General features: G+C 36.3%; 26 protein-coding genes and 1 other annotated feature. Of the genes, 7 read left to right on the forward strand and 19 right to left on the reverse strand.

What is annotated here, in order from left to right; all coding sequences use genetic code 11:
- From CI949_RS01360 to CI949_RS01395, 8 genes are all read right to left on the reverse strand, one after another.
- A partial coding sequence (locus CI949_RS01360) for a class I tRNA ligase family protein (RefSeq protein WP_290762379.1) occupies window positions 1-587 on the reverse strand: 587 nt, incomplete at its 3' end.
- An 84-nt stretch (window positions 588-671) separates the two neighbouring features.
- Window positions 672-946, reverse strand: a binding site (T-box leader).
- A 67-nt stretch (window positions 947-1,013) separates the two neighbouring features.
- Complete coding sequence (locus tag CI949_RS01365) at window positions 1,014-2,486, reverse strand: pitrilysin family protein (protein WP_290762381.1); 1,473 nt, start codon at window positions 2,484-2,486, stop codon at window positions 1,014-1,016.
- Window positions 2,483-3,856: a pitrilysin family protein gene (locus CI949_RS01370; protein ID WP_290762383.1), complete on the reverse strand. Its 1,374-nt coding sequence runs from the start codon at window positions 3,854-3,856 to the stop codon at window positions 2,483-2,485. Before CI949_RS01370 ends, CI949_RS01365 begins: the two co-directional genes overlap by 4 nt.
- Window positions 3,834-4,466, reverse strand: coding sequence for a molybdenum cofactor guanylyltransferase (locus CI949_RS01375; protein ID WP_290762386.1), 633 nt, complete (start codon window positions 4,464-4,466; stop codon window positions 3,834-3,836). The genes CI949_RS01370 and CI949_RS01375 overlap by 23 nt, the downstream gene beginning before the upstream one ends.
- 72 nt (window positions 4,467-4,538) lie before the next feature.
- On the reverse strand, window positions 4,539-4,916 hold the full coding sequence (locus CI949_RS01380) for a helix-turn-helix transcriptional regulator (protein WP_108137886.1): 378 nt from the start codon (window positions 4,914-4,916) through the stop codon (window positions 4,539-4,541).
- A gap of 17 nt (window positions 4,917-4,933) precedes the next feature.
- Window positions 4,934-7,084, reverse strand: coding sequence for a heavy metal translocating P-type ATPase (locus CI949_RS01385; RefSeq protein WP_290762393.1), 2,151 nt, complete (start codon window positions 7,082-7,084; stop codon window positions 4,934-4,936).
- 189 nt (window positions 7,085-7,273) lie between these two features.
- A complete protein-coding gene (locus CI949_RS01390) occupies window positions 7,274-8,407 on the reverse strand; it encodes a peptidoglycan DD-metalloendopeptidase family protein (protein ID WP_290762398.1) in 1,134 nt (377 codons plus the stop codon).
- Between the two features lie 133 nt (window positions 8,408-8,540).
- Complete coding sequence (locus CI949_RS01395) at window positions 8,541-9,623, reverse strand: HD-GYP domain-containing protein (protein ID WP_290762401.1); 1,083 nt, start codon at window positions 9,621-9,623, stop codon at window positions 8,541-8,543.
- Between the two features lie 170 nt (window positions 9,624-9,793).
- Between CI949_RS01395 and CI949_RS01400 the strand changes: the two genes are divergently transcribed.
- The 3 genes from CI949_RS01400 (at window position 9,794) to CI949_RS01410 (ending at window position 11,220) form a co-directional block, all read left to right on the forward strand.
- The gene (locus tag CI949_RS01400) at window positions 9,794-10,039 is read left to right on the forward strand and encodes a glutathione S-transferase N-terminal domain-containing protein (protein ID WP_290762403.1); all 246 of its coding nucleotides are present in this window, start codon (window positions 9,794-9,796) and stop codon (window positions 10,037-10,039) included.
- A 177-nt stretch (window positions 10,040-10,216) separates the two neighbouring features.
- A complete protein-coding gene (locus tag CI949_RS01405; RefSeq protein ID WP_290762406.1) occupies window positions 10,217-10,696 on the forward strand; it encodes a hypothetical protein in 480 nt (159 codons plus the stop codon).
- Window positions 10,696-11,220 carry a permease gene (locus CI949_RS01410; protein ID WP_108137874.1) on the forward strand — a complete coding sequence of 175 codons (525 nt, stop codon included), beginning with the start codon at window positions 10,696-10,698 and terminating at the stop codon, window positions 11,218-11,220. The genes CI949_RS01405 and CI949_RS01410 overlap by 1 nt, the downstream gene beginning before the upstream one ends.
- A 94-nt stretch (window positions 11,221-11,314) precedes the next feature.
- Here the strand turns inward: CI949_RS01410 and rpiA are convergent, their stop codons facing one another.
- Complete coding sequence (gene rpiA / locus CI949_RS01415; protein ID WP_290762409.1) at window positions 11,315-11,983, reverse strand: ribose-5-phosphate isomerase RpiA; 669 nt, start codon at window positions 11,981-11,983, stop codon at window positions 11,315-11,317.
- 444 nt (window positions 11,984-12,427) lie between these two features.
- Here rpiA and CI949_RS01420 point away from each other — a divergent pair, with 444 nt between their 5' ends.
- Window positions 12,428-12,892 carry a zinc dependent phospholipase C family protein gene (locus CI949_RS01420; RefSeq protein ID WP_243734007.1) on the forward strand — a complete coding sequence of 155 codons (465 nt, stop codon included), beginning with the start codon at window positions 12,428-12,430 and terminating at the stop codon, window positions 12,890-12,892.
- 70 nt (window positions 12,893-12,962) lie between these two features.
- Here the strand turns inward: CI949_RS01420 and CI949_RS01425 are convergent, their stop codons facing one another.
- The 4 genes from CI949_RS01425 to CI949_RS01440 form a co-directional block, all read right to left on the reverse strand.
- Window positions 12,963-13,472, reverse strand: coding sequence for an FxsA family protein (locus tag CI949_RS01425; protein ID WP_133530753.1), 510 nt, complete (start codon window positions 13,470-13,472; stop codon window positions 12,963-12,965).
- Between the two features lie 38 nt (window positions 13,473-13,510).
- The gene (locus CI949_RS01430) at window positions 13,511-14,188 is read right to left on the reverse strand and encodes an HD domain-containing protein (RefSeq protein WP_133530752.1); all 678 of its coding nucleotides are present in this window, start codon (window positions 14,186-14,188) and stop codon (window positions 13,511-13,513) included.
- 110 nt (window positions 14,189-14,298) lie between these two features.
- Window positions 14,299-15,096 (reverse strand): TIGR00266 family protein, encoded by a 798-nt coding sequence (locus CI949_RS01435; protein WP_108137865.1) that lies wholly within the window; start codon window positions 15,094-15,096, stop codon window positions 14,299-14,301.
- Between the two features lie 18 nt (window positions 15,097-15,114).
- Window positions 15,115-15,420, reverse strand: a complete 306-nt coding sequence (locus CI949_RS01440) for a hypothetical protein (RefSeq protein ID WP_108137864.1) — start codon at window positions 15,418-15,420, stop codon at window positions 15,115-15,117.
- 185 nt (window positions 15,421-15,605) lie between these two features.
- On the opposite strand from CI949_RS01440, the gene CI949_RS01445 reads away from it, so the two are divergent.
- Together CI949_RS01445 and CI949_RS01450 are read left to right on the forward strand one after the other, a co-directional pair.
- Window positions 15,606-17,198, forward strand: a complete 1,593-nt coding sequence (locus CI949_RS01445) for a flagellar hook-length control protein FliK (RefSeq protein WP_133530751.1) — start codon at window positions 15,606-15,608, stop codon at window positions 17,196-17,198.
- 63 nt (window positions 17,199-17,261) lie between these two features.
- On the forward strand, window positions 17,262-17,543 hold the full coding sequence (locus CI949_RS01450) for an EscU/YscU/HrcU family type III secretion system export apparatus switch protein (protein ID WP_108137860.1): 282 nt from the start codon (window positions 17,262-17,264) through the stop codon (window positions 17,541-17,543).
- Between the two features lie 2 nt (window positions 17,544-17,545).
- Here CI949_RS01450 and CI949_RS01455 read toward each other — a convergent pair whose 3' ends face one another.
- The 4 genes from CI949_RS01455 to CI949_RS01470 form a co-directional block, all read right to left on the reverse strand.
- Entirely contained in the window at window positions 17,546-19,021 is a 1,476-nt protein-coding gene (locus tag CI949_RS01455; RefSeq protein WP_108137858.1) for a 4Fe-4S binding protein, read from the reverse strand.
- 167 nt (window positions 19,022-19,188) lie between these two features.
- On the reverse strand, window positions 19,189-19,713 hold the full coding sequence (locus tag CI949_RS01460; protein WP_108137857.1) for a hypothetical protein: 525 nt from the start codon (window positions 19,711-19,713) through the stop codon (window positions 19,189-19,191).
- 133 nt (window positions 19,714-19,846) lie between these two features.
- Window positions 19,847-20,302: a chemotaxis protein CheX gene (locus tag CI949_RS01465; protein ID WP_108137855.1), complete on the reverse strand. Its 456-nt coding sequence runs from the start codon at window positions 20,300-20,302 to the stop codon at window positions 19,847-19,849.
- Window positions 20,302-20,733: a bacteriohemerythrin gene (locus CI949_RS01470; protein ID WP_108137853.1), complete on the reverse strand. Its 432-nt coding sequence runs from the start codon at window positions 20,731-20,733 to the stop codon at window positions 20,302-20,304. The genes CI949_RS01465 and CI949_RS01470 overlap by 1 nt, the downstream gene beginning before the upstream one ends.
- Before the next feature lie 165 nt (window positions 20,734-20,898).
- On the opposite strand from CI949_RS01470, the gene CI949_RS01475 reads away from it, so the two are divergent.
- Entirely contained in the window at window positions 20,899-21,717 is an 819-nt protein-coding gene (locus CI949_RS01475) for a hypothetical protein (RefSeq protein WP_290762424.1), read from the forward strand.
- Between the two features lie 81 nt (window positions 21,718-21,798).
- Here CI949_RS01475 and CI949_RS01480 read toward each other — a convergent pair whose 3' ends face one another.
- Window positions 21,799-22,443, reverse strand: a complete 645-nt coding sequence (locus tag CI949_RS01480) for a Spy/CpxP family protein refolding chaperone (RefSeq protein WP_108137849.1) — start codon at window positions 22,441-22,443, stop codon at window positions 21,799-21,801.
- A 134-nt stretch (window positions 22,444-22,577) separates the two neighbouring features.
- Window positions 22,578-22,976: a DUF2177 family protein gene (locus CI949_RS01485; protein ID WP_108137847.1), complete on the reverse strand. Its 399-nt coding sequence runs from the start codon at window positions 22,974-22,976 to the stop codon at window positions 22,578-22,580.
- Window position 22,977: the final 1 nt, after the last annotated feature.

Below are 22,977 nucleotides of genomic sequence, written 5' to 3' on the forward strand. Positions count from 1 at the left end.
TCTTTGTGTTCAACCTCGATATCACTTAAAGTAGTGTGGCAGCTTGGACACCAGTTAACAATATAGTCTCCCTGGTAAATTAAGCCTTCCTCATATAATTTAATAAAAACTTCTTCTACCGCATCTGAGCAGCCTTCATCCAGGGTAAATCTCTCCCGGGACCAGTCACAGGATGAGCCCATTTTTTTGAGCTGATTGGTGATTCTGGTTCCGTATTCTTCCTTCCACTCCCAGGCTTTTTCTAAAAATTCATTCCTGGTCATATCTTCTTTTTCAATTCCTTCTTCCCTCATCTTATCTACAACTTTAACCTCAGTTGCAATACTTGCATGGTCAGTACCGGGCAGCCATAAGGAGCGGTAGCCCTGCATTCTCTTCCAGCGGGTTAAAATATCCTGCAGAGTATTATCTAAGGCATGGCCCATATGCAGCTGACCTGTGATATTTGGGGGAGGCATCACAATACTAAAGGTCCCCTTCTCATCTTCTCTTTTTTCCCTTGGTGCAAAATAATTGTTTTCCAGCCAGTATTCATACCATTTATCTTCGGTTTTGGCCGGATCATAAGTTTTTTCTAAGTTTTCCACTTTTATTCCCCTCCATTAATAATAATCTAAAATCACTAAAATTTAATAATTATATCTAAGGCATAAAAAAAGCTCTCTCATCCAGTTAAGGACGAAAGAGCGTTTAATTCGCGGTACCACCTTAGTTCCTCCTGCTTAAACTGCAGAAAGCTCTCATTAGATAACGACTGCTGTGCCGCTGCTGATTAATTCAGATTATAATAACAGCAATTAGCTGCTCTGCTGCTATTTTTAAATCCGCCTGGTCAGCAAAACTCAGAGACGACTTCATTTTCTTTAACTGCTGGAATCTTACAGCCGCTGGATTCCATTCTCTTTCAGCTTCAAGGAAAATTACTACTTCTCATCAAAGTTTTTAATTATTCAACTATCGTTATTATAATATCTCATAATCCAGTCTGCTGTCAAGAGCTAAAATCTATCCAATTAATTTAAAACCGGATTCTCAATTACTTCTACCTCAAGTCCGGCTTCTTTAAACTGGGGCAGTATTTTTTCTTTGGGACCGACAATTACTGTAAATAAAATCTCTGGATAAAGTTCCTCTGCAAAAATCTGCTGAACTTCTGCGGCCTCAAGTCCATTATACTGTTTGATGAAATTATTTAGATAATTTTTTGAGCCATTCTCAAATTCGAGCTGATAAACAATCTCCTCCAGCACATCTATCTGATGCTGATAAGCTTTGGGAAAAACCGCGTTATAGAGATTAATGTTTTCAAAGAGCTCTTTTTCCTGGAAAGGATCTTTAGCTGTCTTAAGCTTAAGCATCTCTTCTTTAACAGCTTCCATACCGGCAAGGGCTTTTTCGGGATCAAGACTTAAATTAATAAAATAAGCTCCTCCATAATCATTATAACTGACCTGGGCATTAGTACCATAAACATATCCCTTTTCACTGCGGAGGTTCTCCATCAGGCGGCTGTTAAATCCACCACTGCCAAAGATTCGATTTGCCATTAAAAAGGGAATTCTTTTCGGATAACTGCTGGTATAAAAATTATAGCCCAGCCTCATATTGGCCTGAGTGGCATCAGCTTTATCAACGACAATTATTTTTTGATGAATTTTTGGATTAACACTAACATAGCTTTCAGCTGGCTTCTCACTCGCATTTTCCCAGCTGGCAAAATTTCTTTTAAGCCTGGTCTTTAAAGCTTCCATTTCGAAGTCTCCACTAATAGCAATTGAAATTCGCTCAGGTTGAACAATTTTACTGTAAAAATCCTCCACCATTTTGGAATCAACCTGATTTAAAAATTCTAAGATTAGATTGTAATTATAATTATAACCATAAGGATGCTCTCCATATAGATTCTTAAAAAAGTGCATATTTAATAAAGCTGAATCATTATAGAACTGCTGCCTGTAGAGCTGCTGATATTCCGCAACAGTTCTCGCAAAGTGGCTGCCTGCAAATTCTGGTCTAATCAGAACTTCAGCCAGCAGGGAAAGTAGTTCTTCAGTTTCAGTATTCAAAGAATTTCCACTGATTGAAATCCTATCTGAGCCAACCCCTAGATTTAAGGAGAGAGCGTTAATTTCTTTAAAAAGAGAAAATTCACTTTCACTGTAATTTTTGCTTGCTTTGAGCATCAGCTCTGTCATTAAAGAAGTTATCCCGGCATTATTACTGCTTTCGTTAATTTTACCACCATTGATATAACCCCTGACTTCCACAATCGGCAGACTCTTATCCTCAAGCAGATAAAATCTCATCCCATTTTCCAGCTCCATAAGCTGATAATCAGGTACCTCAATCTCGGGTTTTTCGTTTACCACCTCTGCCAGTTCTCTAAAAAAATCAGGGCTGAATTGATCAGTGCCTGCAGCTAGATTAGAACTTAAAACAAGGATCATAATCAGGCTGTAAAATATAATTTTCTTAAACTTCTTCACTGCTGAGCACCACCTTTATTTTCCGGTAAAATATAGCCTTTTGTCCGCTGGTCTGGACTGAAATATTTTTTGGCAGTTCGAATTAGCTCTTCTCTACCCAAATTATTGATATACTCTATTTTTGCTTCTATTAAATCTGCCTGATTAAAGCGCAGTTCATTTAAAGCATAAGTGGAAGCTGCTGAGTTAATATCCTTTTGAGAAAAAATTAAAGATTTCTGGTACTGCTTTTTAACCATCTCAAATTCCTGGGCAGTTATACCCTCAGTAAATATTTTTTCCAGCTCCCTATCAAAAGCCTGCTGTGCCTGCTCAACTAAATTCTGATTTGAAGGAATAAAGTAGATCAGGGCAAAAGAATCCGTGCGCAGGGGATAGAGAAAAGCCCCACTGTCTAAAATTATACCAGCCTCCTGCTGCAGCTTCTGCTTAAGCCGTGAACTCTGGCTGTTTGCCAGAATATCGAGAAAAATTTCTAAGGCTGTTATTTCAAGCTGATCAGCAGCTGGAATTCTGTAGAGCTGAAGTGCATAGGGAATATTAGTATTTAATTCAACTTTTTTAGTCTTCTCTGCCAGCTGAGCCGGCAGTTTAAATTCTTTGCGGTCAATCTCAGCTGCCTGGTAGGAGCCATAATACTCTTCAGCCAGCTTTTTAACCATCTCGGCCTCCAGATCACCACTGACAACCACTAAAGAATTGTTTGGTGAATAATACCGCTGGTAATAATTCTGCAGCTGCTGAGGTGAAATGCTGTTGATATCTTCCATCCAGCCGATAACATTATGCTCCAAATAACTATCTTTAAATGCATGAGCTTTAATCTCTTCAAAGCCCCGGGAGAAGATATTATTTTCAGTGCGCATTCTTCTTTCCTGTTTGATTACTTCTCGTTCCCGGTTGATTTCAGCATCATTAAATTTTAAATTCTGCATCCGATCTGACTCCAGGGCCATTACCAGTTCCAGCATCGAAGCCGGAACCTCATGGTAATAATAAGTGTAGTCAAAACTGGTAGCAGCATTTAGCTGACCGCCAACCGAAGAAATCAAATCATCAATCTCACCTTCAGGAAGATTTTCTGTTCCCAGAAACATCAGATGTTCTAGGAAATGAGAAATCCCGGTCTGATTATTTTGCTCATCGATTGAACCTACATTATAATAAATAGAATATCTGATTAAAGGAATCGAATGATCCGGAAACACCATAAACTGCATTCCATTATTCAGTTCAAACTGCTGGTAAGCTGGCTCCTGCAGCACAATATCCTCTGCTGCAGTCTGCAGAGAATAAAACAGTATTAGTGATAAAAAACACATGAAAATCAAAAATAATTTGCTTTTTTTAGTAATTCCTATCTTTTTCAAAACTCCCTGCCTCCTTATTTAAATATTTTAGTGCCTCAATTTGATCTTCAGGATAATTAAGATTAAAAAAAAGCTTTTTAAGATTAAATTTTCTTTTTAATATTTCTTCCTTAATTACTTTTTTCCTGCTCTCTGGATAAAAAGATTTAAGTCTAAGATTATTGTTTAGAATTTCTTTTTTGATCACAGGGAGCAGAGAACGCTGATAAAGAGCAGCCAGTGGTTCCAGATAACCATTAAACTGAGGTACAATAATCTCAGCTTCTGGGTTTAAAGTTCGCTCTCTTTTAATAAAATCAAAGTAATTTTTATTTAAAAAGGGCATATCACAGCCGCAGACAAAATTATAACTGCTGTCAGAAAAATAAAGACCGGTATAGATGCCGGCCAGTGGTCCACAGTTCTGATAGATATCATCTCTAATTTCGGCTTCTTTGAGAAAAGAATAATCCTTTTTAGAGCCCACTACAATTACCCTGTCAAAATTGCTATTTAAATTATGGTAGATATATTCAATTAATCTCATGCCGGCAAAAGGAATTAGAGCCTTATCACTGCCGAAACGGCTGCTTGCTCCTCCTGCCAGCAGTACTGCATTCATTTGAGTCATTAAATCTTCCTCTACGGAGTTATTATAATTATCTGGATAAAAATTTGTTGGATAAATTTTACTGCTGTCTATCTAATCTTCAAGTACATGTTCAAGTCCCTGACCAAAAAGACACATTACATGATCATCATCAAGTGAATAATAGACTGAGCGCCCCTCTTTGCGGTATTTAACCAGCTTATTATTTCTTAAAACTCTAAGCTGGTGTGAGATAGCAGAAGCACTCATCTCAAGCAGCTCGGAAAGATCACAAACACAGAGCTCCCTTTCTTTTAAGGCATAGAGAATTTTAATCCGGGTTGGATCTCCCATCGTCTTAAATAACTCTGCCAGATCATAAACTACCTCATCTGCCAGCTCTTTTTCCTTCATTACCTCTACTACCTGGTTATCTGGATTAAAAACCTCACAAATATCACAGATCGCCTTTTCCTTTAGTTCAGCTACCATTTTATTCACTCCATTTCTTAAATCTCTTCTGTCTTCAAAATTCTCATCACATTAAAGACTGCCATTAAAGCAACTCCAACATCTGCAAATACTGCTGCCCACATTGATGCCAGACCAAAAATACTTAAGATCATAACTGCAGCTTTAATTGAGAGAGCCATAATAATATTCTGCCAGACCAGTTTTTTAGTTTTAGCAGCAATTTTTAAAGCTGAAACAATTTTAGCAGGCTCATCAGTCATCAGCACCACATCTGCAGCTTCAATCGCAGCATCTGAACCAAGACCGCCCATCGCAATCCCTAAATCTGAGCGGGCAAGTACAGGTGCATCATTAATACCATCTCCGACAAAAGCCAGTTTTTTGGAACTCTGCAGCAGCTCTTCTACTTTTTCTACCTTCTGGTCAGGTAAAAGCTCAGCATAGTAATTATCAAGCCCCAGGCTTGCTGCAATATCTGCTGCAGCTAACTGGTTGTCACCTGTCAGCATTGCTAAATTCTTAATTCCCAGCTTTTTGAGACCGGAAACTGCAGATTCTGAGTCCGGCTTCAGCTGATCAGATATGATAATCGAAGCTAAAAATTGACCGTTTTGAGCTAAATAAACTGCTGTACCACTACTTTCTGCTTTTTTGAACTCTATATTATTTTTCTGCATAAGTCTTTCGTTTCCTGCTAAAATAAGATTATTATTCAGCTCCGCTTTAATCCCGGCTCCCGAAATTTCCTGATAGTCAGCTGCCGCTGAATGTTTTTTGAAATCAGAAGCTGCCTCAACAATTGACTTTGCAATTGGATGATTAGAAAACTGCTCCACTTCAGCAGCCAATTTTAATATTTGATCCCGGCTGTGCTGACTGTAAATATTTACTTCTGTAACTTTAAAATCGCCTTCTGTTAGAGTACCAGTTTTATCAAAAACAATAGTATCCAGTTCATTTAAAGCTTCCAGATAGTTGCCGCCTTTGACCAGGATTCCATTTTTGGAAGCCAGCCCAATCCCCCCAAAAAAACCAAGGGGAATCGATACAACCAGAGCACAGGGACAGGAAACTACCAGAAAAATTAAAGCTCTGTAAAACCACTGGCTGAAGGCTGCACCTGTAAAAAGTGGAGGTAAAACAGCAACTAAAGCAGCTGTCAGCACCACAAAAGGTGTATAATAGCGGGCAAATTTGCTGATAAACTGTTCTGTTGGAGCTTTTTTGGAACTTGCATTCTCCACCAGCTCCAGGATCTTTTTAACAGTGGAATCCTTGTATTCCTTAGTGACTTTAACTGTAATCAGTTTATTTAGATTTATCATCCCACTTAAAACCTGATCACCCTCAGCAGCATCTTTGGGCAGTGACTCTCCTGTTAGCGCTGAGGTTTCGAGGGCTGTTTCTCCACTGACAATTTCCCCATCAACCGGTATTTTCTCACCGGGTTTAACGGCAATTAAATTACCAACACTTAAGCTTTCTGGTTCCACTTTAATAATCTCGTCATCTTTGATTAAATTGGCGTATTCAGGCTGAATATCCATCAAATCTTTTATTGAGCGCCGGGAATTGTTGACTGCTCTTTCCTGAAATAACTCACCCACCATATAAAACAGCATTACAGCTACAGCTTCCGGATATTCTCTGATTCCAAAAGCTCCAATAGTAGCAATTACCATTAAAAAGTTTTCATCGAAAATCTGACCCTGACCGATATTTAAAACTGCCGACTTTAAGACAGGGTAGCCGATTAAAAAATATGCTGTTATGTAAGCAGGTAAAGCCAGACTATTAAAAATAGTCCCCGCAAAAAGATTTAAATGAGCAAAACTTAAAGCAGCAATGAAAAAGATACTGCCGATAAAAATATTTTTCTTCTGCCAGAGATATTCCTTTAGAGAGCTGCCAGAATTGACTTGATCTCTGTCTTCCCCTTTATTTTTAACTTTAACCCCGGGTTCAATTCGATCTGAAATCTGCTGCAGCTCTTCTCTAATTTTTTCCAGCCTTGATTCTTCTGCTGCAACTTTAAGGGTAGAGGTAGCAAAATTAAGCTCCACATCCTCCATACCCTCCAGATTTTTAATCTGATCCTCAATTTTTAAGGCACAATTGGAACAGTTTAAACCTTCCAGTTCAAATTCTTTTTCACTTTTTTTATTCTTATCTGCTGTCTGCTGCATTATTTCCACCTCATCTTATTTATGATATATGAACAATTATTCAAGTATTTCATATATTAATTATAAGTTATCTGGATTTTAATGTCAAGAGTACGCTTATCCAGTTAATACTCAGATATAATCCCTCTAAATAAAGAAAACTCCTCACTAAATTAATAATGAGGAGTTTGAAATTCAATTATTTTAATTTTATTTGTTGATATAGTTTAAAGGGTTTTCCGGTCGGCCGTTAACCTGAACTTCAAAGTGAAGGTGAGGTCCTGTAGAATTTCCGGTATTACCGGAGCGAGAAATAACTTCTCCCCTGCCAACTGATTCTCCGACGCTGACCAGAAGTTTAGAGTTATGTGCATAAAGTGTTCTTAAACCCTTTTGATGCTCAATGATTACTACATAGCCGTAGCCTGTAGCCCAGCCGCTGTAGACAACTCTACCTGAGCTGACTGCTCTAATTGGGCTGCCCATTGGCGCTGCAAAATCAAGACCCTCGTGAACTCTTCCCCAGCGGGGCCCATAATAAGAGGTGATCCGGGTATTAATTGGATACATAAATTTCTGATCCAGACGATCCTGATAACTAAATTCTGGTTTAGCACCTCTTAATACTAGTTTTTGGTCTATTTTAAGCTTTGAAGAATCTTCAAGATTATTATCTTCCATAATTGTTTCAGTTTTAAGGTTAAATTTGCGGGCAATACTGGCCACACTTTCTCCTGGTGAAACTCTATAAATAATACCTTTAACAGGTAAAATTTTAAATTCCTGTCCTGGCTTGATGCTGTTCATATTGCTGATATTATTGGCTCCAATTAAGGAATCAATATTCAAACCATGCTGATGAGCTATATCCCAGAGAGTTTCTCCACTTCTAACTTTATGTACTTTAACCTGATCGATTAATTCGGGTTCATATCTTTTTTCAAAGGCTGTCTGCTGCTGATCTGGATTATTTTCTGCTCTCTGTTCCGTAAAAATTTTCTTATCTTCTCGCTCAGCTTCTATATTCTGCTCTCTATTTTCTTTGGTCTGATCTATATCTAGTGAATTGGACTTCCGCTCTGAATCCGGACTTGATGTCCGATCAGACTCTAAATCAAGCTTATTTTCAGGCTGCAGGCTCTGTTCTGGAACTGAAGCATTAAGTTTCTGCTCACTGTTACTTAAAACTCGCATCTGCTGCCCATTGGTCCTCTGTCCAGTTTTGCTCAGCTGTCTGTCTGCAATTCCGGCTCGTCCACCTACATTCATTGAATTACTGTAGGCAGAAAAAGTAAGCAAAATAAATATGATAAAAAAACCTGTTAAGCGCTCTCTTCTTCTCAATTTTTTCTCCACCTTTTGGTCTTTTATTAAAAATTTCTCTTATTGAGTAAAATTGTTATCTACTTTACTATTATAACAGAAACAGCGGACTATTTAAAGACTTTAATGCTAAAAATGAAATTAAATATTTACTTCAGCTAATATTATCCAGAAATACATCTGTAAGCCAGGGAGAAAACTGTTTACCTCGATTAATTTTTATTCTTTTAAGGGCCTCTTTTCTGCTGAGAGCCTTTCGATAGGCACGGTTGGATGTCATAGCATCCCAGGCATCTGCTATGGAAACAATCTGAGAAATTAGGGGGATTTCAGTTCCTGTCAACTGGTCGGGATATCCACTTCCATCCCACTTTTCATGATGGTGAAGTACATATTTTGCTATATCCTTTAATTCTGCTGAATCCTTTAAAGCTCTGTAGGCCCATTCAGGATGTTTTTTGATTCTTAAAAACTCCGCTTCTGTTAGAGGTCCTTTTTTAGTTAAGATTGAAGCCGGAATTAATGTTTTACCAATATCATGCAGCATACCGCTCCAGTAAGCTTTTTGAACTTCTTTTTTATTTAAACCAGCAGCCCGGGCCAGATCTTTACTCAATTTAGCGACCTGCTGGTTGTGTCCTTCTGTGTACTGATCATGAATAGCAAGCAGATTGCTTAAAGATAGTATAAGTTCCTGCTTAAATTTTTTCTGCAGTTTTTGATAGCCCTTAGCTGTTAAATACGAGGAAGCTATTTTTTCTAAGATAGATGCAATTTTAACTGACTCCCTGCTGAAGCTCTTATAACTTTCCTCAGAAATATATAAAATTACCGCCCCTAAAAACTGCTGCTCAAGCTTTAAATTTATAATTATTTTTTTATTTACCGACTGTGATTTAAATAAAATATCTCTGCTCCGGCTGACAGGCTCCTGATTCTTAAAATTTCTTAGGTCAAAATTCAACAGCTCTTCCCGATAAATCTTTTCTAAAAAATAGGCGGAATCCTGATGATTGATTACAATTCTGCCGTAATCAGCCTCGGAAATTAAGTTAAATGCTTTATTTAAAATTAAATTTAAAAAGTCTATTTCTGAATCTGCCTTATTTGTCTTTTCAATTAAATCAACTATCGTCTCAAGATTAGAATTAAGTTCAGCCAGCTTAAGAAAATAATTAATTAAATCTGAATCGTCAATTTTTTCTTTTGCATTTAAAAGAACCTGCTCCTCATACATAAATACTCCTTTCGCTCTCAACCACTAATTAAGTTCATCTCTTCTTTATTATAACATATTTTTACAAATATATGTAATTATTTTCAATTAAAATTTAATAAAGGATTTTTTCCATTTAAATAGAAATTATATTTTAAGGCATCAGATCTTGAATAAGAAAGGATGATAAAATGTATGACCTGGTATTATATTATTACCCAACCTGTCCTTACTGCAGAAAAGTAACCAAATTTATTGACAGAAATGATTTAGATCAAATTGAACTTAAGAATATTAATCAGGATCAAAAGGCAGAATCTGAACTAATAGAAGTCGGAGGAAAAAGGCAGGTTCCCTGTTTATTTATCGATGATGAACCCCTATATGAGTCTGATGATATTATCAACTGGTTGAAAAGTAATCTGGTTGAAGATTAAAGCCCTGCTGATATTCAACTGAAACCGCTCTTTTGGGGGCGGTTTTATATTTATATTTGGATTTATAAATATTATGTGAGCTGGCGCATAGAAAACAGATTAAATCACAGTTATAATATACAGGTAGTAAAATTTGAAGGGGGAAATTGTTTTTATGCTATTTAAAAACGAAATTATATGATTTATTATTTTACAGCTGCACTGACAGCTATTTTATTTATTATTGATCGTGAAAAAACAATCAGATGTTTAAAGATTGGGCTGAAAAAAATACGCAAAAATTCGCCAGTTTTTTTGAATATGATAATTCTGGTTGCTTTTTCTTTGTATTTTGTTTCTGATGAGCTGATTTTGAAGTTTCTAGGAGATGGCAGTGGTGCAGTTGGAGTAGCACTGGCAGGAGGTCTTGGTTCGCTTGCTTTTATGCCTGGTTTTGTTGCCTTTCCACTGGCAGGAATACTGCTGGAAAAAGGGGTTAGTTATACTGTTATTGCAGCCTTTACAACAACCCTGATGATGGTGGGACTTGTTACCTATCCGGTAGAAAAAGACTTTTTCGGCCTTAAGATTACCGTTATCAGAAACTTAATCTCTCTGGTGATGGCGATTATAGTCTCAATTGCAATTGGTCTTTTTTACGGGGAGCTGTTTATCTAATGACAAAACACTTAAAGGATTACTGGTTATTTATTATTTTTGTAATTTTTACAGCGGCTGGATTTATATTGGATTTAAATACTGCCCAGGGAGTTTTCGATAATTTTTATTCATTCTTTTTAACAATGATCAAATTTGTCCCTGCAGTTTTTCTTTTGATTGGATTATTTGAGGTCTGGGTTGATAAAGAAACAATTGAAAAACATCTGGGAGAAGAATCCGGTTTTCTTGCCTACCTGTGGGCAATTATTCTGGCCAGCACAACTGTTGGGGGCTTATATGTCGCCTTTCCAGTTGCAGCAGCTCTGTATAAAAAAGGAGCAAGCCCGCGCATAATCTTTAGTTATATCGGCACAGCTGCAATCTGCAGGATTCCAATGACTCTTTTTGAAGCAAGTTATGTTGGAGTTTCTTTTACAGCAATCCGCTGGGCAATTTCTATTCCGCTGGTTATTATCAGCAGTATTTTGATGGAAAAAATACTGGCAGCAAAGGATTTAGAAAAAATATCTGAAAATACTTAGTCCACTTAAAAAAGTTGCTTTTAAATTAAACTGAATAATTTTAGACTTAAAAGGGGAGCTCAGCAGATGCCGGCTCCCCTTTTTAATTATTCAATTACTTTTCTAAGACTTCAACATGGCCGTCATTATAGCCTACAACAACTATTTCTGCCATTTCAGCAAAAATTCCATTTTCGACTACTCCCGGCAGTTTATTTAATTCAACCGCTATTTTGACGGGATCTTCAATTTTTCCAAAATTACAGTCTAAAATATAATTGTCGTTATCAGTTACAAAAATTTCGCCGTCTTCTTTTCTGATTTCGGAGCTGCAGCTGAATTTCTCAATCATCCGCTGTGTATACTGCCAGCTGAAAGGAGTCACCTCTACCGGCAGGGGGAAAGCACCGAGATTTTCTACCATTTTTGATTCATCAACAACAATTATTAATTTATCGGTTGCTGAGGCAACAATTTTTTCTCTAAGCAGTGCCCCTCCACCACCTTTGATCAGGTTAAAATCCGGATCAACCTCATCAGCACCATCAATGGTCAAATCCAGTGCTTCAACATTTGCCAGTTCGACCAGTTCAATACCTTCTGCTGCTGCCAGTTCTGCAGTTTCTTTAGAAGTGGGTACAGCTTTTACCTTTGATCCATTTCTGACCATTTCCCCCACCTTTTTAATTGCATAATAAGCGGTGGAGCCGGTGCCGAGGCCAATTACCATTCCATCTTCAATATATTCTGCTGCTTTTTCTCCTGTAAGTTTTTTTGCTTTCATCTCTTATCTCTCCTCTTATTTATTTGATTATAATTATGCTTAATCAATATCCAGTAAACAATTTAACAGAAATCTTAGCTCAATTGAATTAAACTTAAGTTAGATTTTGTTTAGAATAGTTATTTCACTTAAAATCTTATCAAAATAAAGTTTTAGATTCAATAATTAAATTTTTCTTCTCACAGAGATTTTTGAGGAAAATTAATCCATTTGCTAAACAGGCTTAAAATATGTTATGATTAATATATCGAAATTTGTTGAAAAGGCTTTAAAATTACCGGGAGGTATTAACACTGGATACTAGAACACACAAGATGCTGGCTTATAAAATCCATGATCATTTTGCTAAAAATGATATCTGGCTTTCCAAAACGGCGCTGGCCTGGGGAAGTATGAAGCCTGATTTTATTGAAGGAGATATAAGCCACTTTTAAAGATGAAACTATGGAAATATTTTATCAGCAATTTGAAGAATTAAAGGATATGAATCCGGATCAGAATCCCTATAAATTTGCAGTTAAACTGGGAGAATTGTTTCACTATATTGCAGATTATTTCTGCAGAGCCCATAATGACCCTGAGCTTGACCCGGGAACACTCTGGGAGAAAACAGTCCATATTTTTCACGAATGGAAATTAAATCAGCACGCTCAGAATCTGCACCCTGATTTTTTTAAACGAGAATTAGAAGAGAAATTTGTCTATAGAAATGATCTGGAGACTTTTATTGAAAAAGAACATGCAGAGTTTTTAGAGAGAGAATACAGTTTTGAAGATGATTTAGCATCAGCTTTTAGAGTCTCTATTCTGATGACCAATAAGCTGATTTACGAAATGCAGTTAGAGGAGAATTATGCTTTTGCTCATGTTTTCAATCTAAGACATCGTCTGCTCTATCAAAATGCATAAATTAAATAAGAACTCAAAAAGAGGAGCTCTCAGTCTGAGACTGGCTCCTCTTTTTTATATTTACATATTTTTAATGTTTTAAATCTTCATCTTCTTCTACCTTTTCAGCCTCGACATCGATAAAATCATCCTCATAATCAGCATATTTATCATTTTTCTGCTGATTATTTCTCTGCTGCTCAAACTGGCTCCCGTAATGAACCTCAACTTTATTTTCCTTAACATATTTTAGGAAATATTTTTTGACTAAAGCTGCTATTAGATCCCGAGAACCCGGTAATATCAGTAGAAAACCTGTGATATCAGTCAAAAACCCCGGTGTTAAAAGCGTTACTCCACCGATTAAAATCAGTAAAGCACTAATTAAATCATCTGTCGGCATCTTGCCCTGATTAAGGGTGGTACGAATATTACTGACTACCTGATAACCCTGTCTTCTGGCAATGCTGATCCCGGCAGCTCCTGTAAAAACAATAACCATTACAGTAGTAAAAACTCCAATGAATTGACTGATCTCCAGTAAAAAATAAAGTTCAATCAGTGGTACTAAAATAAAAATCATTAACAATTTAAAAAACATAATTACCTTCCTTAATTAAATTACATAATTTATTTTCATTAACTTTCCTGATAATTAACATGACCTAAAAGCTCAAGCTCATTGATCAATAGTCTGAATCTGCAGCCTAAATACTTTGCTGCCTCCTTACACAGTTCCATTCGGTATAAATAAATTTCGAAATAGTCCATTACCTGACTGATCGAAGAATCATAATCGATACTTAAGGTGATTGTTTCTTCTTCCGCATCTACAGAAATCTTTGAATCTCTGATAGCCAGATTTACCCGATCATGGATAAAAGTAGAATCCTTTTTATTAACCCTGGTTCTGTGAGCATCACTCTTATCAGCCAGAATCAGGGCAGCAGTAATAGGACTTACAGCCTGACCAATCTCTACATCATGATTGGCAATTGCTGTTGTTATTTTTGTTATATCTTCTAAAGGAACATCCAGCCGGCGCAGTTCAGTATAGACTATATTGGCACCTGATATTCCATGGTGTTTGCGATTAAACATGTTGCCCACATCATGCAGGTAACCGGCAATAGCTCCCAGTTCAACTGTTTTTTTATCAAAACCTAAGTCTTTTAGAATTCTTTTGGTGGTATCAGAGACAAAATTAACATGACGAAAACCGTGTTCTGTATATCCTTTTTCTGACAGATAATGATTTGCTTCTTTGATCATATGCTGAAAATCAGGATTGGCTTTTATCTCTTTTAAAGTTAACATTCTATTACCTCCCTTATTTATTTTTTCAGTATATTATTAATTTTATAGGTATTAATATACATTATCTAATATTCAGGGAGGCTTTGCAAGTTAAAGAGATTACAATTTGATTAAAAATTATCCCCATCCAGCATATTACCGATCTGTCCCAGTACAGAACCCTCTCCCTTTTGTTTGCCCGAAACTCGAGGTGCGCTTTTAATAATTCGATCTGCAAGTCTGGAAAATGGCAGACTCTGCAGATAAACTGTACCTGTCCCCTGCAGGGTGGCTAAAAATAAACCTTCCCCACCAAAGAGCATGGACTTTAATTCACCTGCTCGCTCAATGCTGTAATCAATACCAGACGTAAAACCGACCAGACAACCAGTATCTACTTTAAGTTTTTCGTTTTTTAGTTCTTTTTTGACCACTGTTCCCCCGGCATGAACAAAGGCTCTGCCGTCACCACTTAACTTCTGTAGAATAAAACCTTCGCCGCCAAATAGTCCACTACCAAAACGCTTACTAAATGTTATATCTACCTTTGTTCCCAGAGCAGCACATAAAAAAGCATCTTTCTGACAGGTAAACTGATTCTGCGGCATTTCTGCCAGGTCAAGGGCAATGATTTTACCGGGATAAGGAGCGGCAAAGGCTATTTTCTTTTTGCCGTAATCCTTATTGGTAAAATGAGTCATAAATATTGATTCACCGGTAATAGCTCGCTTGCCGGCTCCAAATATTTTTCCTAAAATCGACTTATCTACCTCAGTTCCATCTCCCATCTTGGCCTCAAAAGAAATCCCATTATCCATCCAGTTCATTGCTCCTGCTTCAGCAATCACTGTTTCTTCAGGATCCAGTTCAACTTCCACAACCTGCATATCATCACCTATAATTTCGTAATCAATCTCATGGCTCAGCATTAAATCTCCTCTTTTCTTTTATTGGACTAGATCAGAAATTTCAGCCGGGGTTATTAAACGATCATCGTAGGATATTATTAATTCTTCTTCGGTAAATTCAATTTCGTCAACGATTCCTGTATAAGCTTTAACCCGATCAATTAAAACCTCAGCCTCACATTTCATCTCCTGCAGACTAATTCTATATTCAACAGTATATTTCCTGCTGTGTTCTGATTTTTCTTTTAATATCTTTTCCAATTCTTCCTCACTCAACTGCTGGCTGGCACAGTTATCATCTGCATTATGTGAACCACAGCCGCAGTTTCCACATTTATCAGACATGATTAACCTCCTTTACGATTTTATAAATTTATAAAAATAGAGTAATTTAATTTTTTATTTGAAAATAATCTTTAAAGAGATTCTTAACCTCTGCTATAATAATATATGAGTTTTTAGAGGATTTCAATCAATTTTATCGAAATAAAGAGTAAGTAATGGAATATAATATCCCGGGAGTGAAATTTATGGACTTAAATGGTCTGGCACCAATTAGAAAACTCGATATAGGAATGCTCAGACAGGCTTTAAACACAGATAATATCAGCACTGATGAGAGCCAGGCTAAAAGTGAGAGTGCTGAACTGCTGCCTGAAATTTTTCGTCTGCTGGCTTCTCTCGAAGATGATACCCAAAAAATGCTTTTAGACAGCTGGGCTAAACTGGAGATGCCCCTCAGCGAAAAAACTGTCGGCAGCCTGCTTCAGTACCTTGATCAGAATCCGGCCACAGCTGCAGAAGATAAAATGGCTGTGATCAAAGCCTTTGCCTTTTTGGAAAGTAATGGGCTTCCCCTTTCGGAAAAGCTAATCAGTGGTCTGCGCTCAGTTTTTAATAGTAATGGAAATCTCAGTTCGATGCTCGAGCAGTTTATGGGTTCAGATAATACATTATCTCAGGAGCAGCTGAATAATCTGCTTAGTGATCTGGAGTTAGCCGATCTAAAAAGTTCTCTGCTCAACTTTGATAATTTAAACCAGCAGATTCAGGCTGAGGCCAACCAGGAAGCTTTATCTAATGCTGATCTTGGCTCCTTAAATTCCCTCAGCGGTAATCTGGAATCTACAGCTGATATTCCAGCAGAGCTGACTGAAAATCAGAACCTTAACCCTCAGATTTTGAATAATTTTAATCAGCTGGACCAGGAAATTAAAAATTTGATTTTAAATAATTTTAAGAGCCTCGGCCAGAATTTTGATCAGGATACGCTTAAAATTCTAAATAATTTTCTGGCTGATAATAACATTGAAGGAAGTGCCGAAAAGCTCGCACTTTTAAAAGCTTTTTCCTTCCTCGAAAATAATCAGCTGCCCCTCACAGAAAGCATAATCAGAGAAACAGCAGCTCATTTTGAAGGAAACATTAATCAGTTTGCTGAAAATTTAACTGATAAAAGTCAAATCTTAACCAATTTGAATAATCAAGATTTTCCCCTGCTCAGTGAAACGGAAACAGCTGTCAATCTAAGCTCTTCCAGCTCAGAAATTGCAGAAAGCCTAGCTGCTCAGAGTAAAATTTCAAACCAGATTCTCTCTCTATTTAATAAAACCGGCGGGGAAAATGAAGAAAAAATAGCAGACAATATTCTGGGCCAGAAATTGATCAATCTGCAGCAGCAGAATCAAAATTCACCCCTGATGCTCGCCCTAGAAATTCCTGTGCAGCTGCCGAATAATAAATTATCCTCTCTGCTTTTAAAGGTGGAAAAGGAAGAAAGTGATGGTGCTGGCAGTCAGAATTCTAATAAAGGCTATAATATCTCTTTTATCTTAGAATTCGAAAATATAGGACCAATTCAGACAAAAGTTAATGTCGATCAGAAAAATATTAAGACTACTTTTTTTACTGAAAGTGCTCAGACTGCAAATTTAATTGAATCAAATTTTGGCAGACTACAGTCGGCTCTAAAGCAGGAAGGATTTAAGATTAACAGTGTTCGAATCAAGAATTTTAGTAATCTAGCTGAAGAAAAAAATCAGTTTTTTAATAAATTGATTTTAAATGAGTTAAACGAACTTGACGAGGAAGGTCAGTACAGACATATAGATATTAAGATCTAACTTAATCGCTGCAAAATAAGTTTTTAAATTATAATTCATAACTTTTGGAATGAGGTAATAAAGATGACAGCAGATAAAAAAAACTCTGAAACTAAAAAAACAGTTGCTTTAAAATATAATCAAAATACTGATCGAGCTCCAAAAATTATTGCCAGTGGTAAGGGAAGTATAGCGGAGATGATAATAAAAAAAGCCAGACAGGAAAACATCCCAATTAGAGAAGATAAGGATGTTGTCCAGGTTCTGGCTGAACTAAATATCGGAGATGAAATTCCCGAAGAATTATATACTGTTATCGCAGAAATACTTTCTTTCTTTTATGATCTGGAAGATCTGCAGTCTTAAATTTAAGTAGATTCGGCATAGATGTGGCTCTGATCAAAATCCTTTTCTTCTAAGAGCTGTCTGGCTGCAGCCTCCATTGGCCCCGGTCCACACATATATATTTTATAGTCATCAAGCTCATATTTATCCATCACATCAGTGACAAATCCCTTTTCTCCATTCCAGTTGTCATCAAAGGCAACGACCGGAACAAAATCAAATTTATCAGATTCTGCATCCATTTCCTCAAAAAAGTCTCGGTAGAGGAACTGATCTTCCTCGTTAACCCCATAAATTAACTTTGCATTTTTTATGTGATTATCATTGTGGACTATATCTTCAACGATTGGTATAAAGGGTGTAATTCCAATTCCTCCCCCAACAAGCATTACATCTTCTGCATCTTTGTCAACTACTAATTCGTGCCCCATTGGTCCCTTAAGTTCAATTACCTGTCCCTCTTCAAAATCTGAGAAGATAATGCTGGTTCCATAACCATCTGTAATTCTCATTACTGTTACCTTAATCAAACTGCCATCATCCTCTATTCCAGCGATTGAATAAGCTCTATACATCTGATGTTTATCAGAGACTTTTACCAGTATAAACTGGCCTGCTTCTACATCGATGTGGGGTGGCTCCATTAGTCTGAAAGAAAATTCTTTGATATTTCCAGAAAGCTCTCTTATTTCTTCGATTTTTGCCCTGATATTATCCTTGTGATAATAATCAAGTTCTCCTTCTTCCCAGATATTAAATTCATCAGCTGAGTTATTTTTTATCTCTAAAATTCCTGCCGGACAGTTTTCCACACAGGTATTACAGCGAATACATTTCTCGTTATCCAGCTGACCATCTTCATTCCACTCTAAATATGGATCAAGCTGCATCGGACAGACTCGAGCACACATTCCACATTCATGACAGAGATCAGTAGACTCTATAGTTACTTTAGCATCAGTCTCATTGTTAATGCCAAGGTTTTTTCCAGCTTTATAACTCATATGCTGGATGCTGCCCATTGGACAAAATTGACACCAGGTTCTGGGAGAATAAAAAAAAGAGGTTATCCCACCTAAAACTGTTACCATTAAATAACTGGCTACAAAAATAAAGCCCAATTTGTCAAGAAATGGGGCCTGACCATAAATGTTTATGACACTGACCAATTTTCTTCCAATTTGGAAGGAAAAAAATAAGAAAAAAGAAATTCTTAAAAATTTTGATTTAAAAAAATGTGGGATCTCTCTATTTTTACTAAACTGCAGCAGTACTGAGTCAAATAAACTTCCATGGGGACAGATATTTCCACACCAGTAGCGGCCTTTAAAAAACGATGTCAAAGAAAGCCCCGCAATTACCGGCAGTACAAAAAGTCCAAACTTTGGAAACCAGAGCCCTCCGATTGCAACGGTTAAAGTAAAAATCCAGGCATATTTTCTCAGCAGGGTAAACGTTCGATTTGTTTCAATATAATATATTGATTCTATATTTTCCATTGATAATCCTCCTAGTTATAATATTTATATATCTGGATAATACAATATTATATTTATAAACAAATGTCAATAACCAGGGGAATAGTTCTATTAGTTAAAATTTTTAGAATTATAATCTAATATCCGACGGGATTACCGCCGGATTTAAAATTGCAAAATATATGTCATTATTTAAGCGCAATATCGGCCTGATACCATTTAATAAATTCCTCTAAAAATTCCTCAGGCAGTAATTCTAAATAAATAATTAATTCATCTTCTGCAGTTTCTGCATCAAATTCTATGATTAATTTGCGGCCTGCCAGCTCGAATAATTGCTCATCAATATCTTCAAGCTTTTGAAAATGAGGAATCTCAACATCCTCCCCCCTTAAAGAGCGGAAAATTATTCTTTCAATATCTCTTCTATTGACAACTATTGTTTTTAAATGATCATCACCTTTAAGCACAATTGTTCTATTGGTTAAAATAATCTCTTTGTTCCAGACTTTATAAGTGCTGATTATTATTGGCAGAGCATCAAAAGCAAATAATAAAACTCCTGATAAATAAACCAAATAAATTAAAATTCGCTGATAAAAACCAATCCCGGGATAAAAAAACTGCAGCAAAATACCTGCCAGAAAAATCCCTACTGGAGTATAAAGCTTTTCTAAAAATTTATATTTATTATACTGATAGATTTCCTCCATAATTTATGCCCCCATCCATAATAATTTTAACTGCTAAATTGATAACTAAAGATTTACTATTATATATATTATTCTCCAATTAAAAAAATTATCCTGCCCAAAATGAGAAAAGCTCCCGCAGGAGCTTTAAATACTAATTAATTGAAAAACCAACATCAAATTCTCCCAGATCCGTATTAAATTTAACCATTAATACTTTATCTGCTTCAGAACTAATATTGATATTTTTACCTGTTACAATCTGTGGAGGAGCAATATCACAGCTTAAATCCTGCTCAGCTAAGCCGGTTGTTGCCTTACCGCTGATAATATTTCCTAATTCCCCCATGGCTGAGGTTACAAATTTATCAAGTTCCTCCATTTCCATTCCTGACATCGCTTCGACTACCTTTAAAGCCATTTCTTTGGAAAAACTGTATACTATAGATCCTTTTATATCTCCTGTCATGCCAATAATTACATTTGCCTCCTTATCAGTTACCAGATCTTCCTGAATTGAAACTTCTCCCTTTTCCGGCTTTACTGAAAGCATGGTTTGAAAAACTGAATCGGTTGCTGCAATTATTGGATTTAAGTATTTTACATCCATTACTTTAGTTCCTCCTCTTTCTCTTTTACAGAGTTTATATGTTCCCCAATATCCTGATCAGTTGAAGCAACATGGTTGATCAGCCAGGTTAAAAGCCGGCCGCTGAATTCCAGCAGAAAATCATCATCATATTCATCTGCACTATATTTTTCCTGAAATTCTGCAACTTCTGCTTTGAAATCTTCATGAATTTGATGATGCTCCTCAAAATCAGGGTAATTAAATCTTTTCTGCAGAGCCTCTTCAGCATCAAAGTGAGTCACTACATATTCGCCCATAAAATTCAAAGTTCTTTCTACCTCTTTTTTCTTCTCTGAATTTTCTTGATCACTTCTTACAGTCTGAATAAAATCTCCCAGGCGCTTAAAAAGTTCCTGATGCTGTTCATCTACCAGTTCTACTCCAATTTTATATTCTTCTCTCCAGATCATTTTTTCACTCCTCTGTCAAATATGTAAAAATTAAAGACTGCTTATATTTTATTACAGATCATCAGCTTTTTCAAATATCACACTTTGATCATTGTAAATGAATTAAATTCAGATTATAATAAAAGTAGAGGAAAATTAAATTAAAACTGCCGGGAGGTAAAAAATATGCTTAAAAAAATCACTATTTTCAGTATTTTAATAATGATAATTTTTAGTTCAATTTCTGCAGCTGCAGTTGAGCTGGATGACTTTGATAAGAAGCTTTTGGTTAGGATTTTTAAAGATGTTGACAGTGAAGATGTAGAATATATGGCTCGTCTGGGGCTGGATAGTAAGGATATCAGTTTAATTCTTTATTATTACAGCAACTCAGATAAAAAACTTGATCAGGGTGATCTGGAGAGACTGGTCAGAAATCGCGAAAGAATTAATGAATTTCACTATTATTATGGAATGCCATCGATCATCTTTGATGATGAGCTGGTCAGATTTAGACATCCTTACCGCGAAAGACACTTCCCACCACTTGATACTAAAAAATATGATAAAAAATATAAGTTCAACGGCGGAACTGAAATAATCAAGGTACGCGGCAATAATTATGATTATAAATATAATAATCAGCGGACTGGAGTCGAAGAAAAAATAGAAATTAAAAATCAAAAATATGAATATTATTACCGGGACCGCAATATGATAGAAAAACTTGAAGTCCACCATGCAAATCAAAAGTACAGTTACTATTACAAAAATTTAAATACTGGTCGAACTATCAAAAAAGAAGGCAGGGGCCGCCGGGTAACTAAAGATATTGTTTATGAAGAATTAAGAGAAAGATATAATGATTTAGAAGAAGACGATGATTGGGACGATGATGGCGGTGACTGGGATAATGATGACTGGGCTGATGAGGATCCAGATGATGATAATGGAGTAGATATTCAGTTCGATATTAAGATTGATCTGAGTGATCTTTTTAATTAAGATTTGTTTTAAATTAAACAGCCAAACTTTAAAAAGGCCGGTTTTAGCCGGCCTTTTTCATTTGCTTAACTTTATTAAAATTTAGTGACACCAACCGGGTCCAAAGCCAGAAACACTTCTATTGTAAGCTCCACCACTGCGGAATCCACCAGATCTAGCTCCAAAATTACTTCTGCCCATCATACCATAATGATAGTCTTCATCAAATCTTGAGTAGCCGCTTCTGCCAAAACCTCTTTGAGATCCCGGTCCAAAATCATTATTAAAACGATTTTGATAACGCTCTTCATAGTTTTGACGGTTTTCTGCAATTAAAGCCAGCTGTTCTTCAGTTAAAACTGCTTCCATTTTTTCCTGATTGCTGAGTCTTTTTTCATCCATCTGCACTAAAACTTCTTCGATCTTATCTTCAATTTCACCAATCTCAGCATTAGATGCACCGCGGAATTCTTGATCTCTAAGTTCACGGTTTAAATCTCTAAGCTGATCTCTTAAATCCTCAGTTTGAGTATAAAATTCATTTCTTAAATCTGCAATTTCATTAATCTGCTCTTCACTTAACTCAACTCTGTTATAACCAATTCCAAACTCTCCTGCATCTTCATTGTAGCGGGGCTGGTTGGCTGCCGGTCCCATCTTAGACTGGGGACCCTGAGCAAAAACTGCACCTGTAAAAACTGAGACTACAAAAGCCAGCACCATTAAACTAATTAATAATTTCTTCATATTAATTCACTCCTCATAAATTTTTGTTTTGTCATTAATGAACTTTAATTTTCATTAATGCTTTTCTTAACTTCTGACTTAATTATAGGAGCAAATTATGAAGGAATTATGAATTTGAAAAAATAATTTAAAATTTATCTGAAATAATTAATCACAATATAGCTTAAATAAGAAGTTATTCCACCAAGAAATGTTCCCCAGATTAAATCGATAATTGTAATTGTCAGGGGCCAGTCCTTAATTGTAGCGAGATTTGTCAGATCATAAGTAGAATAAGTTATCAGTCCAAAAAACATACCGGCAAATAAGGCATACTGCCAGCTGGAAATTGCCAGGGCTTGATTAAGAACAAAGAAAACCAGACCGGCCGTAAAAAGCAGATAGAAAATAAAAGCAGCAGTCATATTAAAGTTTTCTTTCATCAAAAATCCCAGCTGATTGCGGTAAAGATTTCTGGCCACTGCTCCCAGCCAGATAAAATCGATCACCAAAAAAATTATAAATGTGATGAGATAATTTTTTAAAAATACCATT

Source organism: Halanaerobium sp., assembly GCF_003070835.1.